Source organism: Mesorhizobium sp. (assembly GCF_017306585.1).
Taxonomy (GTDB): Bacteria; Pseudomonadota; Alphaproteobacteria; order Rhizobiales; family Rhizobiaceae; genus Mesorhizobium.
Genome location: NZ_JAFKIC010000183.1, coordinates 1 through 17,453 on the forward strand (window position 1 = coordinate 1; position 17,453 = coordinate 17,453).

Annotated in this window: 17 protein-coding genes, 1 tRNA gene and 1 pseudogene; 13 read left to right on the top strand and 6 right to left on the bottom strand. The window is 61.5% G+C overall.

The window, feature by feature from the left end:
• The 9 genes and pseudogenes from J0I79_RS22025 to glpK form a co-directional block, all read left to right on the top strand.
• The coding region (locus J0I79_RS22025) for a DeoR/GlpR family DNA-binding transcription regulator (protein ID WP_292863895.1) at window positions 1-725 on the top strand (725 nt) is incomplete at its 5' end.
• 126 nt (window positions 726-851) lie between these two features.
• The gene (glpD, locus tag J0I79_RS22030) at window positions 852-2,378 is read left to right on the top strand and encodes a glycerol-3-phosphate dehydrogenase (protein WP_292863898.1); all 1,527 of its coding nucleotides are present in this window, start codon (window positions 852-854) and stop codon (window positions 2,376-2,378) included.
• A gap of 41 nt (window positions 2,379-2,419) precedes the next feature.
• Window positions 2,420-3,499: an ABC transporter ATP-binding protein gene (locus J0I79_RS22035; RefSeq protein ID WP_292863901.1), complete on the top strand. Its 1,080-nt coding sequence runs from the start codon at window positions 2,420-2,422 to the stop codon at window positions 3,497-3,499.
• A gap of 10 nt (window positions 3,500-3,509) precedes the next feature.
• Window positions 3,510-4,592, top strand: a complete 1,083-nt coding sequence (locus tag J0I79_RS22040) for an ABC transporter ATP-binding protein (protein ID WP_292863904.1) — start codon at window positions 3,510-3,512, stop codon at window positions 4,590-4,592.
• Window positions 4,593-5,459 (top strand): annotated as a pseudogene (locus J0I79_RS22045) (sugar ABC transporter permease).
• Window position 5,460: 1 nt separating this feature from the next.
• Window positions 5,461-6,381, top strand: coding sequence for a carbohydrate ABC transporter permease (locus tag J0I79_RS22050; RefSeq protein WP_292863907.1), 921 nt, complete (start codon window positions 5,461-5,463; stop codon window positions 6,379-6,381).
• 3 nt (window positions 6,382-6,384) lie between these two features.
• A complete protein-coding gene (locus tag J0I79_RS22055; protein ID WP_292863910.1) occupies window positions 6,385-6,672 on the top strand; it encodes a DUF2160 domain-containing protein in 288 nt (95 codons plus the stop codon).
• 79 nt (window positions 6,673-6,751) lie between these two features.
• Window positions 6,752-8,476 carry an ABC transporter substrate-binding protein gene (locus J0I79_RS22060; RefSeq protein WP_292863913.1) on the top strand — a complete coding sequence of 575 codons (1,725 nt, stop codon included), beginning with the start codon at window positions 6,752-6,754 and terminating at the stop codon, window positions 8,474-8,476.
• A gap of 93 nt (window positions 8,477-8,569) precedes the next feature.
• Window positions 8,570-10,060: a glycerol kinase GlpK gene (glpK, locus tag J0I79_RS22065; protein ID WP_292863916.1), complete on the top strand. Its 1,491-nt coding sequence runs from the start codon at window positions 8,570-8,572 to the stop codon at window positions 10,058-10,060.
• 74 nt (window positions 10,061-10,134) lie between these two features.
• On the opposite strand, the gene J0I79_RS22070 is transcribed toward glpK, so the two are convergent.
• Window positions 10,135-10,614, bottom strand: coding sequence for a BA14K family protein (locus tag J0I79_RS22070; protein WP_292863919.1), 480 nt, complete (start codon window positions 10,612-10,614; stop codon window positions 10,135-10,137).
• A 299-nt stretch (window positions 10,615-10,913) separates the two neighbouring features.
• On the opposite strand from J0I79_RS22070, the gene J0I79_RS22075 reads away from it, so the two are divergent.
• Window positions 10,914-10,989, top strand: a tRNA-Lys gene (locus tag J0I79_RS22075).
• 223 nt (window positions 10,990-11,212) lie between these two features.
• Here J0I79_RS22075 and J0I79_RS22080 read toward each other — a convergent pair.
• From J0I79_RS22080 to J0I79_RS22095, 4 genes are all read right to left on the bottom strand, one after another.
• Entirely contained in the window at window positions 11,213-11,491 is a 279-nt protein-coding gene (locus J0I79_RS22080) for a hypothetical protein (RefSeq protein WP_292863923.1), read from the bottom strand.
• Window positions 11,492-11,695: 204 nt separating this feature from the next.
• Complete coding sequence (locus tag J0I79_RS22085; protein WP_292863926.1) at window positions 11,696-12,379, bottom strand: alpha/beta hydrolase; 684 nt, start codon at window positions 12,377-12,379, stop codon at window positions 11,696-11,698.
• A gap of 122 nt (window positions 12,380-12,501) precedes the next feature.
• Window positions 12,502-13,269 (bottom strand): alpha/beta hydrolase, encoded by a 768-nt coding sequence (locus J0I79_RS22090; RefSeq protein ID WP_292863929.1) that lies wholly within the window; start codon window positions 13,267-13,269, stop codon window positions 12,502-12,504.
• A 146-nt stretch (window positions 13,270-13,415) separates the two neighbouring features.
• Window positions 13,416-14,183 carry an AraC family transcriptional regulator gene (locus J0I79_RS22095; RefSeq protein ID WP_292863931.1) on the bottom strand — a complete coding sequence of 256 codons (768 nt, stop codon included), beginning with the start codon at window positions 14,181-14,183 and terminating at the stop codon, window positions 13,416-13,418.
• Window positions 14,184-14,691: 508 nt separating this feature from the next.
• On the opposite strand from J0I79_RS22095, the gene J0I79_RS22100 reads away from it, so the two are divergent.
• Genes J0I79_RS22100 through J0I79_RS22110 form a run of 3 tightly spaced genes read left to right on the top strand, consistent with a single transcriptional unit; the run spans window position 14,692 to window position 16,686 of the window.
• Window positions 14,692-15,003, top strand: coding sequence for a hypothetical protein (locus J0I79_RS22100; protein WP_292863934.1), 312 nt, complete (start codon window positions 14,692-14,694; stop codon window positions 15,001-15,003).
• A gap of 11 nt (window positions 15,004-15,014) precedes the next feature.
• Window positions 15,015-15,650: an AraC family transcriptional regulator gene (locus tag J0I79_RS22105; RefSeq protein WP_292863937.1), complete on the top strand. Its 636-nt coding sequence runs from the start codon at window positions 15,015-15,017 to the stop codon at window positions 15,648-15,650.
• 22 nt (window positions 15,651-15,672) lie between these two features.
• Window positions 15,673-16,686: a helix-turn-helix domain-containing protein gene (locus tag J0I79_RS22110; RefSeq protein WP_292863940.1), complete on the top strand. Its 1,014-nt coding sequence runs from the start codon at window positions 15,673-15,675 to the stop codon at window positions 16,684-16,686.
• A gap of 235 nt (window positions 16,687-16,921) precedes the next feature.
• Here the strand turns inward: J0I79_RS22110 and J0I79_RS22115 are convergent, their stop codons facing one another.
• On the bottom strand, window positions 16,922-17,410 hold the full coding sequence (locus J0I79_RS22115; RefSeq protein WP_292863943.1) for a hypothetical protein: 489 nt from the start codon (window positions 17,408-17,410) through the stop codon (window positions 16,922-16,924).
• Window positions 17,411-17,453 lie beyond the last annotated feature (43 nt).

Here is a 17,453-nt window from a genome sequence, read left to right on the forward strand (position 1 = left end):
AGGACAATGGCCGCGTGCTGGTCGATGACCTCGCCACCCATTTCAACGTCACCCCGCAGACCATCCGCAAGGATCTCAATGATCTCTGCGAGCAGCGCCTGCTCTCGCGCATCCATGGCGGCGCCCTGTTCCCGTCCGGCATCGAGAATATGGAGTATGAGGCCAGGCGCAAGATCGCGGCTGAGGAGAAAGAGGCGATCGGCAGCGCGGCGGCCAGACTGATCCCCGACAACGCCTCGCTTTTCATCAATATCGGCACCACCACGGAGGCCGTCAGCAAAGCGCTTCTCGATCACAGCGGCCTCATGGTGATCACCAATAACATCAATGTTGCCAACAGGATGCGCATATACCCCTCGATCGAGGTGGTGATTGCAGGCGGCGTCGTGCGCGGTTCGGATGGTGGCGTCGTCGGCGAGGCGGCGGTTGATTTCATCAGGCAGTTCAAGGTCGATTACGCCGTGATCGGGGCCTCGGCGATCGATCATGATGGCGCCTTGCTCGACTTCGATTTTCGCGAGGTGAAGGTGGCGCAGGCGATCATCGCCAATGCCAGGCATGTCATCCTGGTTTCCGACCAGACCAAATTCGAGCGCACCGCGCCGGTGCGCATCGGCCATCTCTCGCAGGTCAACACCTTCATCACTGATCGTTGCGACATCCCTTCGGTGCGCAGGATCTGCCAGGAGGCCGAGGTTCAGCTGATCGAAACATCGGCTGGCTGAGCCTGTTCACGCCGGAATCACGCGCTTGTGATATTTCGTTTGACATTCGTTATGAGTTCGAAATAATTCCGCCACGGTTTCGCAAAAGACCAAAATTGGTGCAATGCGAAATCGTGGAGGAATTAAGTGGACACGTCTTCAGTCCGGGACATTTTCGTCATAGGCGGTGGCATCAATGGTTGCGGCATCGCCCGTGATGCCGTCGGGCGCGGGTTTTCCGTCTTTCTGGCCGAGATGGATGATCTCGCCAGCGGAACCTCCTCCGGCTCGACCAAGCTGATCCATGGCGGCCTGCGTTACCTCGAATTTTATGAATTCCGGCTGGTGCGCGAAGCGCTGATGGAGCGCGAGGTCCTCTGGAAGAACGCGCCGCACATCATCTGGCCGATGCGCTTCGTGCTGCCCTATGCCAAGGGCCTGCGTCCGGCCTGGCTGATCAGGCTTGGCCTGTTCCTCTACGACCACATTGGCGGCCGCAAATTGCTGCCGGCGACCAGGACGCTCGACATGGCGAGCGATCCGGCAGGCAAGCCTTTGAAGCCGCTGTTCAAAAAGGCCTTCGAATATTCCGACGGCTGGGTGAATGACGCCCGGCTGGTGGCTCTGAACGCGCGGGATGCCGCCGATCGGGGAGCCACGATCCGAACCCGTACGAAAGTTGTCGGCGCGCGTCGCGAAAACGGCCTGTGGGCGATCCGGATCGAAGATTTGCGGACCGGCGAGACCGAAGAGGTCAAGGCGCGGTTGCTGGTCAATGCCGCGGGGCCCTGGGTCGACCACGTGCTTTCCGGCGTTGTCGGTCAGAACGATGTGCACAATGTCCGCCTGGTGCAGGGCAGCCATATCGTCATCGCCAGGAAGTTCGACGATCCGCGCGCCTATTTCTTCCAGAACAAGGATGGCCGCATCATCTTCGCCATTCCCTATGAAGAAGAGTTCACGCTGATCGGCACCACCGATCAGGACTACCCCGGCGATCCGCACGATGTGAAGATTTCCGACAAGGAGATCGACTATCTCTGCGCCGCGGCCAGCGAGTATTTCGCGGTCCCCGTCAAGCGTTCCGATATTGTCTGGACCTACTCGGCGGTTCGCCCGCTCTACGACGACGGCGCCTCCAAGGCGCAGGAAGCCACCCGCGACTATGTGCTGAAGGCGGATGGCGGCGAGGGTGTTGCGCCGCTGGTCAATGCCTTCGGCGGCAAGATCACCACCTATCGCCGGCTGTCGGAATCGATGCTGGAGAAGATCGAGGGTTTTCTCGGCAAACGCGGCAAGCCCTGGACGTCGGATGCGCCGCTGCCGGGCGGCGATTTCCCGGCCACCGGTTTCGACGCGCAGGTGGCGAAGCTGAAGACGGCCTATCCCTTTCTCGATGCGCGAATCGCGCGCCGGCTGACCCGGCCCTATGGGACACGCGCATCGGTCCTGCTCGGCCTTGCCAAATCGAATGCGGATCTCGGCCGCGACTTCGGTGGCGACCTCTACGAGGCAGAGGTGCGCTATCTCTTTGAAAACGAATGGGCTCTCACCGCGCAGGATGTGCTGTGGCGGCGCACCAAGCGTGGGCTGCATCTCAATCGCGAACAGGTCGCCGCACTCGACGAATTCATGCACGGCATAAGCCGCAAGCATGTCGCGGCCGCCGAATGAGGAGATTCTGAGCCGATGCGGAAAGCCTGGGAGGAGGCGGCATGCTGGAACTGAGGAACGTCACCAGGACAGTGGGAGCTGTCGAGCATATCCGTGACGTATCGCTGACGCTTCAGCATGGCTCGCTCAACGTCCTGCTGGGCCCGACGCTTTCCGGCAAGACCAGCCTGATGCGGCTGATGGCTGGTCTGGATGCGCCGACCTCCGGTTCGGTCTGGTTCGACGGCAAGGATGTCACCGGCACGCCGGTGCAGAAGCGCAACATCGCCATGGTCTACCAGCAGTTCATCAATTATCCGGCGATGACCGTCTATGAGAACATCGCCTCGCCGCTGCGGGTGGCCGGCGTCGAACAGGCCGCGATCGACAGCCAGGTGCGCGAGGCCGCAGCGCTCCTGAAACTGACGCCGTATCTCGACCGCACGCCGCTCAGCCTTTCGGGCGGCCAGCAGCAGCGCACCGCGCTGGCGCGCGCCATCGTCAAGAATGCCAGTCTTGTGCTGCTCGACGAACCGCTTGCCAATCTCGACTACAAATTGCGCGAGGAACTGCGCGCCGAACTGCCGAGGATCTTTGCCGCGGCCGGCACCATCTTCGTCTACGCCACAACCGAGCCGCATGAGGCGCTGCTGCTCGGCGGCAACACCGCAACGCTGTCGGAGGGCCGCATCACCCAGTTCGGCCCGACCATCGACGTCTTCCGCAAGCCGGTCGACCTTGTGACGGCGAAGACCTTCGCCGATCCGCCGCTCAACACCATCGTGCTGGCCAAGAAGGGGCCCGATTTCCTCCTCGACGGCGGTGTCAAACTGCCGGTACCTTCCGAACTGGTCGGCATTGGCGACGGCAATTACACGATCGGATTCCAGCCGCATCACCTCTCTCTCGAACGGCCCAGCGCTTCCGCGGTGCCGGTCCGGGCAAAGGTGACCATCACCGAAATCACCGGGTCGGAAAGCTTCATCCATCTCGATTTTGCCGATGCGCGCTGGGTGATGCTGACGCACGGCATCAGGGATTTCGAGACCGACGCGGCGGTCGAGGTGTTCATCGACCCACGTCACATCATGGTCTTCGACGAGCATGGCCGCGCCGTGACCGCGCCGAAGCTGGCGGCTTAAGGGGGGCTCTATGGCGCGCATCGACGTCAACCATGTCAGGCATTCCTACCTGCCGAACCCGCAGAAGGATGCCGACTTCGCGCTCAGGGAAGTGCATCACACCTTTGAGGATGGCGGTGCCTACGCTCTGCTTGGCCCGTCGGGCTGCGGCAAGACTACGCTCCTCAACATCATTTCAGGGCTGCTTCATCCCTCGCATGGCCAGTTGCTGTTCAACGGCAGGGATGTAACCGATCTGTCGACGCAGGAACGCAACATCGCGCAGGTGTTCCAGTTCCCGGTCATCTACGACACCATGACCGTCTACGATAATCTGGCCTTCCCGCTGCGCAATCGCGGCGTGCCCGAGGCCGATGTCGATCGCAAGGTGCGCGAGACGCTCGACATGATCGACCTCGCGTCCTGGGCGAAGAAGAAGGCGAGGGGCCTGACCGCAGACCAGAAGCAGAAGATATCGCTTGGCCGCGGCCTGGTGCGCTCCGACGTGAACGCCATCCTGTTCGACGAGCCCTTGACCGTCATAGACCCGCACATGAAATGGGTGTTGCGCTCGCAGCTGAAGCAGCTTCACCGCCGCTTCGGCTACACCATGGTCTATGTCACCCACGACCAGACCGAGGCGCTGACCTTCGCCGACCAGGTCGTGGTCATGTATGACGGCGGAATCGTCCAGATCGGCACGCCGGCCGAACTCTTCGAGCGGCCGCGCCACACTTTCGTCGGCTATTTCATAGGCTCCCCCGGCATGAACGTCATGCCGGTCGCGGTCGAGGGCAGGACGGCGATGCTGGGCGCGCAGCGCATCGAGCTGCCGGGCGCGCCGAAAGCCGCGAGCGGCAATGTCGAACTCGGCATCCGCCCTGAATATGTCAGGCTCGGCCGTGACGGCATGGCTGTCCAGGTCGGCAAGGTCGAGGATCTCGGCCGCCACAAGGTGGTGCGCGCCAAACTGGAAGGCCGTGACATCGCGGCGGTCATCGGCGAGGACGAGACGGTTCCCGCCGAGCCGAAGGTGCGGTTCGATCCGGCCGGCATCAACATCTATGCCGATTCCTGGCTGGTTGAGATGGCGCGCGTCGAGATGGGGGCCTAGATGGAAAAGACCTGGAACAACAAGGCCTGGTTCCTGGTGCTGCCGGTGCTGGTGCTGGTGGCGTTCTCGGCCGTCATCCCGCTGATGACCGTCGTCAACTATTCGGTGCAGGACACGTTCGGCAACAACGTCTTCTTCTGGGCCGGGACGGAATGGTTCGAGGAACTCCTGCATTCCGACCGCTTTTGGCAAGCGATGAGCCGCAACCTTGTCTTCTCCTTCATCATCCTGGCCATCGAAGTGCCGCTCGGCATCTTCATCGCCCTCAACATGCCTAAGAAGGGCTGGGGCGTGCCGGTCTGTCTGGTGCTCATGGCGTTGCCGCTGCTGATCCCGTGGAACGTCGTCGGCACGATCTGGCAGGTGTTCGGGCGCAGCGATATCGGCCTGATGGGCTATTATCTCAACGCCATCGGCATCGACTACAATTACGTGCAGGACCCGTTCGACGCTTGGGTGACGATCATCATCATGGACGTCTAGCACTGGACCAGCCTCGTCGTGCTGCTCTGCTATGCCGGGCTGGTTTCGATCCCAGATGCCTTCTATCAGGCGGCCAAGATCGACGGTGCCTCGCGCTGGGCGGTCTTTCGCTACATCCAGTTGCCGAAGATGCAGCGCGTGCTTTTGATCGCGGTGCTGCTGCGCTTCATGGACAGCTTCATGATCTACACCGAACCCTTCGTCGTCACCGGTGGCGGCCCCGGCAATTCCACGACCTTCCTGTCGATCGACCTCGTCAAGACGGCGCTCGGCCAGTTCGACCTCGGCCCGGCGGCCGCTATGTCGCTGGTCTACTTCCTCATCATCCTGCTGTTGTCGTGGGTGTTCTACACCGTGATGACCAACTACGACGCGGAGCGCTGAGATGACCGGCGCCAACGAAAGGACCGAGCGCAACGCTATGGACGGCACGGCCGCTTCCGAGCGGCTGCAAAGCTCATTGTCACAGAGCGAGCTCGACCGGCGCATGCGCCGGCGCGGCGAGGAATCGCGCTGGTGGTGGATCGTGCCGACGCTCTACATCGTCGTGCTGCTGCTGCCGATCTACTGGCTCATCAACATGAGCTTCAAGACCAATGCCGAGATCGTCAATTCGCTGACGCTCTACCCTCACCAGCCGACGCTGGCCAACTACTATACGATCTTCACGCAGAAGGCCTGGTATTCCGGCTACATCAACTCGATCACCTATGTCGTCATGAACATGGTGATTTCGGTCGCCGTGGCGTTGCCCGCCGCTTACGCCTTCTCGCGCTATCGCTTCCTCGGCGACAAGCACCTGTTCTTCTGGCTGCTGACCAACCGCATGGCGCCGCCGGCTGTTTTCGCACTGCCGTTCTTCCAGCTCTATTCCGCCTTCGGCCTGATCGACACGCATATCGCGGTGGCGCTGGCGCACTGCCTGTTCAACGTGCCGCTGGCGGTGTGGATCCTGGAAGGCTTCATGTCGGGCGTGCCGAAGGAAATCGACGAGACCGCTTACATCGACGGCTATTCGTTCCCGCGCTTCTTCCTGAAGATCTTCATGCCGCTCATCGCCAGCGGCATCGGCGTCGCCTGCTTCTTCTGCTTCATGTTCTCGTGGGTGGAGCTTCTGATTGCCCGCACCCTGACCACCACCGACGCCAAGCCGATCGCCGCGACCATGACCCGCACGGTGTCGGCATCAGGCATGGACTGGGGTCTGCTGGCTGCCGCCGGCGTGCTGACGCTGATCCCCGGCGCGCTCGTCATCTGGTTCGTCCGCAACTACATCGCCAAGGGCTTTGCTCTGGGGAGGGTGTGATCCATGAACCTCGACTTCTCCTGGATGGCGTGGACGTGGCCGACGGCGGCCTTCTTCACCGTCATCGCGCTGCTGCTGGTCGGCATGGGTGTCTGGGAATACGCCTCGCCGGGCGGCAATCCGCGCGTCGGCGTGCTGCGTTTCGAGACGACGCGCGGCGACCGCCTCTTCGTTTCGCTGCTTGGCAGCGCCTTCATCCATCTCGCTTGGCTGGGTCTGGTCGGACCGAGCCTCTGGTGGGCTCTCGCTCTCTCCGTGGTCTACGCCCTTGGCGTGTTCCGCTACGTATAGAGGGGGAAACTGTTGGAGCGGCCGCGTGCAGGCGGCCGCTCCAGATCGCACTTGAAACCTTAAACTGTGGAGGAAACTAATGCGACGGCAACTTCTAACATCAACAACCGCCCTCGTACTATTGCTTGGCGCGGGCAACGCCTATGCCGGTATGGACGAAGCAAAAGCCTTTCTGGACAAGGAGATAGGCGATCTTTCGACCCTATCACGCGCCGATCAAGAAAAAGAGATGCAGTGGTTCATCGACGCCGCCAAGCCGTTCGCCGGCATGGAGATCAAGGTCGTCTCGGAAACCCTGACCACGCATCAGTACGAGTCGCAGACGCTCGCGCCGGCTTTCACCGCCATCACCGGCATCAAGGTCACGCATGACGTCATCCAGGAAGGCGACGTCGTCGAGAAGATCCAGACCCAGATGCAGACCGGGCAGAATCTCTATGACGGCTGGGTCAACGATTCCGACCTGATCGGCACCCACTGGCGCTATCAGCAGGTGCGCAACCTGACCGACTGGATGGCCAATGAGGGCAAGGATGTCACCAATCCGGGCCTCGACCTGCAGGACTTCATCGGCTCCTCCTTCACCACCGCGCCGGACAAGAAGCTCTACCAGCTTCCCGACCAGCAGTTCGCCAACCTCTACTGGTTCCGTTACGACTGGTTCAACGACGAGAAGAACAAGGCCGACTTCAAGGCCAAGTACGGCTACGACCTCGGCGTGCCGGTCAACTGGTCGGCCTATGAGGACATTGCCGAGTTCTTCACCGGCCGCGATGTCGACGGCAAGAAGGTCTTTGGCCACATGGACTACGGCAAGAAGGACCCCTCGCTCGGCTGGCGCTTCACCGACGCCTGGCTGTCGATGGCCGGCAATGGCGACAAGGGCATCCCGAACGGCCTGCCGGTCGACGAATGGGGCATCAAGGTCAACGAGAAATCGCAGCCGGTCGGCTCCTGCACGGCGCGCGGCGGCGACACCAACGGCCCGGCCGCCGTCTATTCGATCCAGAAGTACCTCGATTGGCTGAAGGCTTATGCACCGCAGGAAGCGCAGGGCATGACCTTCTCCGAATCCGGTCCGGTACCGGCGCAGGGCAACATCGCCCAGCAGATCTTCTGGTACACGGCGTTCACCGCCGACATGGTCAAGCCCGGCCTGCCGGTCATGAACGACGACGGCACGCCGAAATGGCGCATGGCTCCGTCGCCGCATGGCGTTTACTGGAAGGACGGCATGAAGCTCGGCTACCAGGACGTGGGTTCGTGGACGCTGATGAAGTCGACGCCCGAGGACCGCGCCAAGGCGGCCTGGCTCTATGCCCAGTTCGTGACCTCGAAGACCGTGGACGTGAAGAAGAGCCATGTCGGCCTCACCTTCATCCGCGACTCCACCATCCACGACAAGAGCTTCACCGACCGTGCGCCGAAGCTTGGCGGCCTGATCGAGTTCTACCGCTCGCCGGCCCGCGTCCAGTGGTCGCCGACCGGCACCAACGTGCCGGACTATCCGAAGCTGGCGCAGCTCTGGTGGCAGGCGATCGGCGATGCTTCTTCCGGCGCCAAGAGCGCCCAGGAGGCGATGGACTCGCTCTGCGCCGAGCAGGAAAAGGTCATGGGCCGCATCGAGAAGTCCGGTGTCCAGGGCGACATCGGGCCGAAGCTGGCGGAAGAGCATGATCTTGCCTACTGGAACGCCGACGCGGTCAAGGCCGGCAACCTCGCTCCTCAGCTGAAGATCGAGAACGAGAAGGAAAAGCCGCAGACCATCAACTACGACGAACTGGTCAAGAGCTGGCAGAAGTAAGTCGGTCTATGCGGGCGTTCGCGCCCGTGTGAAATTGGGGGAGGCGGCGCATTGCCGTCTCCCCTGTTTTGCATCAAGGTGGAGGATATCTGAATGAGCGGTTTTGTGCTGGCGATCGACCAGGGAACCACGTCGACGCGGGCGATCCTGTTCGACAAGGACATGAAAGTCGCCGGCACCGGGCAGAAGGAATTCACCCAGCACTATCCGGCTTCGGGTTGGGTCGAGCATGATCCGGAAGAAATCTGGGCGAGCGTTGTCGCCACGGTGAAAGCCGCGCTGAAGGCCGCTGGCCGAACCGCCTCCGAAATCGCCGCCATCGGCATCACCAACCAGCGCGAAACCGTCGTCATCTGGGATAGGGCGACCGGCAAGCCCATCCACAACGCCATCGTCTGGCAGGACCGGCGCACGGCGCCTTTATGTCAGAAGCTCAAGAAGCAGGGGCTGGAGAAGAAATTCACCCGCAAGACCGGCCTGCTGCTCGATCCCTATTTTTCAGGCACCAAGATCGCCTGGATCCTGGATAAGGTGAAGGGCGCCAGGAAACGCGCCGAGAAGGGCGAACTCATCGCCGGCACCATCGACAGTTTCCTGATCTGGCGGCTGACCGGCGGCAAGGTGCACGCCACTGACGCCACCAATGCCTCGCGCACCCTGGTCTACAACATTGCCGACAATGCCTGGGACAGTGAACTGCTCTCCATCCTGCGCATCCCCGCTATTATGCTGCCCGAAGTGAAGGATTGCGCCGACGACTATGGAATCACTGACAAAAACCTGTTCGGCGCTGAGATAAGAATCCTTGGCGTCGCCGGTGACCAGCATGCGGCAACCATTGGCCAGGCCTGTTTCGAGCCGGGCATGATGAAATCCACTTACGGCACCGGCTGCTTTGCCTTGCTCAACACCGGCGCCGACCTCGTGCGCTCGAAGAACCGGCTCTTGACCACCATCGCTTACCGGCTCAATGGCAAGACCACCTATGCGCTGGAGGGTTCGATCTTCATCGCGGGTGCGGCCGTGCAATGGCTGCGCGACGGCATCAAGGTGATCGGCAAGGCCGAGCAGAGCGGCAAGCTGGCTGGTGAGGCCGATCCGACGCAGAATGTCTATCTGGTGCCGGCTTTTGTCGGTCTCGGCGCGCCGCATTGGGACGCGGAGGCCAGGGGCGCCATATTCGGGCTGACCCGCAATTCCGGCCCGGCCGAGTTCGCCCGAGCCGCGCTCGAATCGGTCGCCTTTCAGACCCGCGACCTGCTCGACGCGATGCGCAAGGACTGGAAGGGGACCTCCGCCAAAACTGTGCTCCGGGTCGATGGCGGCATGGTGGCGTCGGATTGGACCATGCAGCGATTGGCCGACATCCTCGATGCTCCAGTCGATCGCCCCACCATCCTGGAGACGACCGCATTGGGCGCGGCATGGCTCGCCGGCTCAAAAGCCGGTGTCTGGCCAAAGGCCAGGGAGTTCGCCAGGAGCTGGGCGCTCGAGCGGCGCTTCAAACCGGATATGGAAGCTTCTGTGCGCGCGGTTAAGCTTGCGGGCTGGCGCGACGCCGTCTGCAGAACGCTGAGCGCGTGATGTGCGGTTTGTCGAAGGCGTGAAAAACCCGCGCCTGATGGCGCGGGTTCGAAGATCGTCGGCTTGTCACCTTATCAATAAGGCGAGAGGCACTGCTGTCTAGGACCGTTGTAGGGCTGGAAGGTGTTGTCCGAAGCCCGGTAGCTCCTGTAGCGGTCATAGCACCACTGGACGTGGGCATTGCCCTGATGGACGCGGTTGTTTTCGCTGTTGACGATCGCCCCCGAAATCAGCGCACCGGCGGCAAACGCCGCAAGCGGGAACCAGTAATCGCCGTGACGGCGATAGCCGGGGCGATACTCGCGATAGCCGCGATGACCATTCCAGTAAGCGCCGTTGCCACCGCGATAGAAATTGCGGTTACCGTTGAAATTCCGATTCCCACGGAAGTGCCGATTTTTCATCCACGGCTTGTAATCCACCGCCTGAATGTCGGGCGAAGTGGAAGCAGTCAACGGGACATAGGCCGGTGCCGCTTCGGCTGGGATGGCGGCCGCCACCGCGAAGGAAACTGATAATGTTGTGGCCAGCAAGCCTGTAATGACCCTGTTCATGCGGTTCTCCTTGAGAGTTGACGTCCCTTGTCAGGAGCAGAACGGGCAAGCCTGCGGATTGTTCCAGCAGAAAAGGCCAAGTTGCTGATTTGTAATGTTTCTCCGCCCTGACGCCGTTATTGGAAGACGGATCGCGCGGCGGTTCCCGGATGCCATGGCCGGCGCCCATCGGGACGGCCGGCCATGAAAGGCTGAATTACCGGTGAAGCTGGTTTGAAGGCTCGCTTTTTCCGGTTGACCGGTCGAGGCACTCTCCCTATGTTCCGCGCAATTTCGAGGGCCACCTTTCGCGCCCGCGGGAGCGCGTAGCTCAGCCGGTAGAGCAACTGACTTTTAATCAGTAGGTCATGGGTTCGAATCCCATCGCGCTCACCAACAAATTCAATAGCTTACAGATTGCGCTCGGCCTGAAATAGGCTAGAAGCTGGCGCGGCGGCCTCGTATGAATTGGGACGGTGTTGCGATCCGGGAACCCGCCCCAGTCATGCCGAGGCGGGCTTATGGCGCTCTCCGCAGGGATACCGCTAGCTGGAGCAAGTCCCCACCGACTGCGGCAGACGCAGCAACGTCACCACTGTTTCGTGTTCGTGCTTGCGCCCTATTTGTTGGCGCCGCCGAGTGCCTTGACCTTTTCGCAGAACACCGCGTAAGGCTTGCTCATCGCAGCGTCCTGGCACTCCTTCATCATATTGTCCTGGTTGGCCTTGGGCATGCTGGCCCAGATGGTCTTCATCTCAGCGTCGGATTTCATCGTTGTAAGGCTGGAGTCGGTATAGAAGGGGGCCATCATCGCCGGTTCGTCGAGGGCGCCGGCCAATGCCGCGCTCGCCAAGATAGTCGCGGCGGCCGCGCCGAGGCACATGGTCTTGAAGTACATGGAAATCACCTTTCTCTGGGTTCCCGACTGCTGGAGGCCGCCGGGTCGAAATCACGAACATAGATTTGCTTCAGACATGCCGTGCGAGGGCGGATGTCGCAGTGTTCGGTCCTTTAAGGGCGATCGCCTGGAAGCTGCCTGCACCGATAATTCACCCGGCCAACCGCGCGATCTTAGTCGGTACGTCCTGGCAGTCAGGCAGGTTCAGGCGGCGCGAACAGCTTCTAGGATCAAGCGGGTAGCCAGGTCGGGATGGGACAGCATCGCCACATGGCTCGAAGCGATTTCCGTGACATCAGCCATTATCCGGCTTGACATGATGTGCTGGAGTTTCGGCGCGATGGCATGGTCCTCAGTCGCCAGCAAGTACCAGCTTGGGCGCGATTGCCACGCGGGCTCGGTGATCTTTCCGGCCAGGGATGCAACGGCGGTAGGCGCCTGGGCCGCGAACAGAACTGTCTTCTCGCTGTCGGAAAGATCCTGGGCGAAGTGATCGCGGATTCCGCTCTCGGTCAGTTTCAAGAAACCGGAGGCGTCAGGCCGAACCTCCGCCGCCATCGGAGGCGGATCGACAGTCTGGCCGAGCGAGGCTGCCGATTCGTCGCTGTCCGGAGCGAAGGCGGCGACGAAGACAAGCGCCGCCACCTTGTCGTCGTTGCCACCCTCGGTGATGACCGATCCGCCATAGGAATGTCCGGCCAGGACGACAGGCCCCTCGGCAAGCGCAAGAGCTCGGCGCAGGGTCGCGACGTCGTCGCCGAAGCTTGTAAGGGGCAGTTGGACCGCCGTCACGGACAAGCCTTCAGCCACGAGCCGGGTAATGACCTTGCTCCAGCTCGATCCGTCCGCCCATGCCCCATGCACCAGGATAACCGATTTCGCAGTCATGGAAGAATCTCCGAATTGGTCTTGAAGAAAGACTGCTCACGCGCAGTCGGACGATGGAGCGGCATCCGCGGCGTTGCGCGCCCGGTTTGGCAAGGTCTCGTCGCCCCGGGATGCCGCTAAGGCTAGTGGGCGGCCTGTTCGATCACGGCCGCCACGGCCGACGCCTTCGAGAGCATGATCATGTGACTGCCTTCGACCGTCGTGGTCTTGGCCTTGATGGTCTTGGCCATTTCCGCTTCGAGCGCCGGCTGGATCGCCCGGTCATGGGCGGCGACGATGTACCAGCACGGCTTGTCGTGCCAGGCGGCGCTGGTGACGTTTCCACCAACGGACTTCACGTTGGTCGGCGATTGCGCGACGTAGAGGAGCTGTTTCTCGGCCGGCGTCACATCCTGTGCGAAATCGTCATAGACGCCGGTCTTCGACAAGCTGATGAAACCCTCTGCGTCGGGCTTGGCCTCTGCGGCCAAGGGCGAGGGGGCCACGGTTGCGTTCAAGGATCCGGCGGATTGACCGGCATCCGGCGCGAAAGCCGCGACATAGACTAGCGCGGAAACCTTCGGGTCATTTCCGGCTTCGGTGATGACCGAGCCGCCATAGGAGTGCCCGGCCAGCACGACCGGCCCGTCAGCTAAGGCGATGGCGCGTTTCACCGCCGCTGCATCGTCGGCCAGGGAGGTCAGTGGCAGTTGAACCGCGGTGACGTTCAGGCCCTTTGCGGCGAGGATGGGAATGACCTTGGACCAGTTCGACCCGTCGCCCCAGGCGCCGTGCACCAGAATGACATTTTTCACGGGATCGGCGGAAGCGACCGCCGGCAAGCTGGCGAGGCCGAGAGCGGCGACTGCAACGATGTGAAGCCGCCGGAAGAAGGCTGGGAAAGCGGGCATTTGGGAGCTCCTTGTAAGCCATGTCGGGGCGCCGAAAATTTCGACGACCTGCCGACGATGGACCAAGGCGCTCGCCGCCTCTGGTATATTCCTGTCGTGTTTTGCACGGGCTTTGCCGAAACCGCATCTGCCCGGAAATTTGCAAGCTACCGGAACAGCCGCCGATACTCGGCCGGGGTCATGCCCATCTTGCGCCTGAAAGCGCGGGTGAAGCTCGATTGCGACGAAAACTGGCAGCTCAGGGCGATCTCGGTCAGTGACGCACGACCTCCAGCTATCAGCGCCTTGGCAGCCTCAAGCCGCCGCTCGCTGACATAGGAATGTGGCGGCAGGCCCATCGCGGCAGCGAATGCGCGGGTGAAGTGGAACATGCTCAGGCACGCCACGTCGGCGAGATCGGCCACTGTTATATCTTCAAACCGATGATCCTCGATGAAGCCGAGAACGCGCTTGAGCCGGACCGGATCGAGCCCCTGTCTGGACGAGCTCCGCGCTGCAACCTCCGTCTCCGCGTATGTCTGTAGCAGCCTTGCCGCCAGAAACATCGAGGAGGTCTCGATCATCATGCGTCTGGCGGAACTCGGGCACCTGATTTCCGACAGAACGGACATGCCGATCTGCTCGATGACCTCATCGCACACGACGGACGAATAACGCAGTTCCTGGCCCGGATAGTGAGGCAAAGAGTACTCGTTGCTCAGGTTGGCAAATGTGGAATTCGGCAGGAACAGATGGAGGACTTTCAGCTCGGGCGATGAGACACTGATTTCTTCAGCCTGGCGCCCCGCCGGAACGAGCCAGATCGTGCCCCGGCTGGGACGGGCGGGCTGAAATTTTCCATCGATCTTGCAGGTGACCAAGCCCTCATCACATCCGTCGATCGTAATTGCGACCTCGAGATTGGCGCCCTTCATTCCGGGACCCTCACAGCTGTTATGGGATCGAAAGTCAGCCGCCATATTCGGGCTGAAGGTCTCATCTAGCGCGCTGATGAGTGTAGAAGTGGGATACTTAAGGCCTGCCTGACTGAGGCGATTCATGGTTCACCCTCAAAATTACCCGGAAGACGATATGGCGTGCCGTCATGAGTGACCGTCTGCCAATACAGGTTATCTACATATATCGGCTTTGGAAATGCGACCTGCGGGACCGTCTTCACGATCGTGCATATGCGCCCTTCGGCTCCATGGACGTAGGCTAGGTCACCGGGCTTGCAACGGCCGATCCTGACCCGTCGCAAGCTCGCGAATCTCTGCATTCGCAACAACGCACATGAGCCAACTGCGCAAGTTCTGCCTAGAGCACAGCAAGAAATGGATAGAGCGTTTTTGACGCTGAATTATTCTTGTCAGACCTTGGTGACCGGCGTGACCTCGGCCGCGAACAAGGCGTTGTGCTGATCGCAAGTCACGGTGAAGATCGATGCATGAACCCGGCTCGCAAATCGACAAGTATGACGCCCTCATGCTGCACCGGTTCAGGGCGCAACTCACCAAAAGCTGTTTCGCCAGGGGCATCTCCAAGGACCCGACGGTCTTCACCCAGATCGCCGTGCCGGAACCATCAGGCCTATGGACGATGAAGCCCGAACCCGAGTCCGCGTTTTCGGTCCATATCGTCCTTACCCCCCTGCCAAGGCTCGAAGCGCGGATGGAGGGGCGCAGGCAAGTCCTGGGGGCGCTGAAACCTGGCGAGATTTGCATCTTCGACCTCGGCACCTTCCACGGGTGCTGATCCGGGATTCCATGCAAACGCTGCGGGTCCATATCTCGCAGCGCAGCCTGGACGAACTCGCCGACGATTTCGGCCAGCCGCCGATCGGGTCGCTGCGCCCCACATTGGGCGGTGCCGATCCCGTGCTCTTCGAGCTCGGCGCCGCCGTGCTCAACAAGATGCAGATGTTCGGCGGCGACGACGCCCTGTTCTTTGATCACCTCGCGCTGGCCTTCCAACTGCACGCTGCCCAGACCTACGGGCAATTGCGCGCCATCGATCCGCTGCGTGGAGGATTGGCGCCCTGGCAGTACCGACGCGCCACTGAGCTGATGTCGGCAAGAATTGCGCAAGGTGTCACGCTGGCGGAACTGGCGGAGGCTTGCCAGCTCTCCGTGAACTATTTTGCCCGGGCGTTCAGCCGCACGGCCAAAATGCCTGCCCACAAATGGCTGATGAACGAGCGCATCAGACAGGCTAAGGACCTGCTTCTCAACATGGAGATGCCAGCGGTGGAGATCGCGGCCGCATGCGGCTTCACCGACCAGAGCCATTTCACACGCGTGTTCTCGCAACTTGAAGGAAAGAGCCCCGCGCGGTGGCGGCGCTTGCGCCTCTGCGACTGGCGGCAATATCGGCCCGGCGCCCAAGTCGGAGCAGCGATCTGAGGCCGTCCGGGACAAGCCCATCATGGCTCATGGTTCGCATTCACTCGGCATCGAAGGCCCCTTGCCGGAGCAGACACGCCTGCGTCAGACATTCCAGTCCGGGATGTTTCAGGCGGGCGAACTGCCGATACAGGAACGCCAGCATATGGATCTGGAGGTCTTCAAATCATACCAATCGTTTCGCTACCGGGCCCCGGTGCAGCGGGCGTTTTTCTCCAGGACCGTTTCGAAGGATCCGATTGCGATCAGTCGTCTCCGGGCCGGGCCATGCCTAACACGTGCGGTTGCACCGGAGCCAGGTTTCGCAGTGATCGTCTACCTGTCATCCATAGCCAAGATGGAGGGTTGGATCGACGGTCGACATGTCAACTATCCGGAGGTCAGCCCCGGCGACGTGGTCCTTCTGGATCTGGAGGCGTCGCCGATCGCGCATCTACACCAGCCTGTGGAGTTTCTGCGCCTGCAAATCTCGCGGCGGACCCTGGACGATATTGCATACGATTTTGGCGAGCGGCCGCCAGGCGACCTGCGGACGGTTTTGGGTGGCGTGCACGACCCGATCCTTTATGGCCTGAGCAGCGCCCTGGAGGCGAAGGCTGTACATTACGGATCGAACGACCAGTTGTTCGCCGACCAAGTGGCGCTGGCCTTTCATGCCCATATCATCAGGGCCTACGCCCACGGCCGCACGCCCGCCAAGATCGTGGGTGGCCTCGCGCCATGGCAAATGCAGCAAGCCCGCGAGATGATGCTGGCCAATCTGGGCGGCGATGTCGCCATTGCAGACATCGCGCATGCCTGCGGCCTGTCGGTCAGCTATTTCGCCCGCGCTTTTCGCCAGTCGATGGGCGTTCCACCCTACAAATGGTTGATGAGCGAGCGGATCCGCAAGGCAAAGACGTTGCTTGGCCAAAGCAGGCTCGGAATCTCCGAAGTCGCGCTCGCCTGCGGGTTCGTCGACCAAAGCCACCTGACGCGCGTGTTTCGTGCCACAGTCGGCCAGACGCCTCACAGATGGAGAGAGGAACTGGAATAATATTGTGCTGACGGCCGCATCTGGTGAAAACCTTGACGCTGGCCTTGCATTGCTGCCAGCCGCTTTCCGGCCGTCTTGTGGCTCCTATGTCGGCATGAGATTCGTCATCTGGACGTGATGGCCAGCTTCCTGCTTATCGCGTGTCCCCGCGGCGGCGTTGCAACCTCGAATCCCATCGCGCTCACCATTGCCGAACGGCTTGCGGACGCCTGATCGACGCGATGGGATCGATTGCTCAATTGCCCCGCGACAAATGCACATCCATGATAGCGGCCTTCTTGGCAATCAGGCCTTCAAGGTCCGCGTCCGACCGGGTGGTGCCGGTTCGCTCTCGCAACAGCGAGATCACCGCGCCTATCGAAAGTGGCATGGTGTGGCCGCCCAGGATGGCATCCACGGCGCCGGCGACATCCGGGGTCTCTAACGGTGTCCGCATGACTTGCTCCTTTCTGTTCAGTCCGACCTCGGTGCCGTCGGCAGCACCTCTCGTGCCGCGGTCAAAGATCACGGCAAGGCCGTTCTCCACGGCAAGAGCAGCGACCATGTCGTCCAGTTGACGATCGGAAATCGGAGCCTCCGACAGGGAGGATTTCAGTACACGACGGATCACCCTTGCAGCCTGATCCGTCGAAACAAAACCATAACGCTGCTGCCTTCTGGCCTCGACATATTGTTCGACGATCATGCTCAAGCGGCGAACCGCGATATCCCTGGGCTCGACCAACGAAGCCTCCTTTGGCCTGGGCGGCATCTGGCAACGCCGTGGG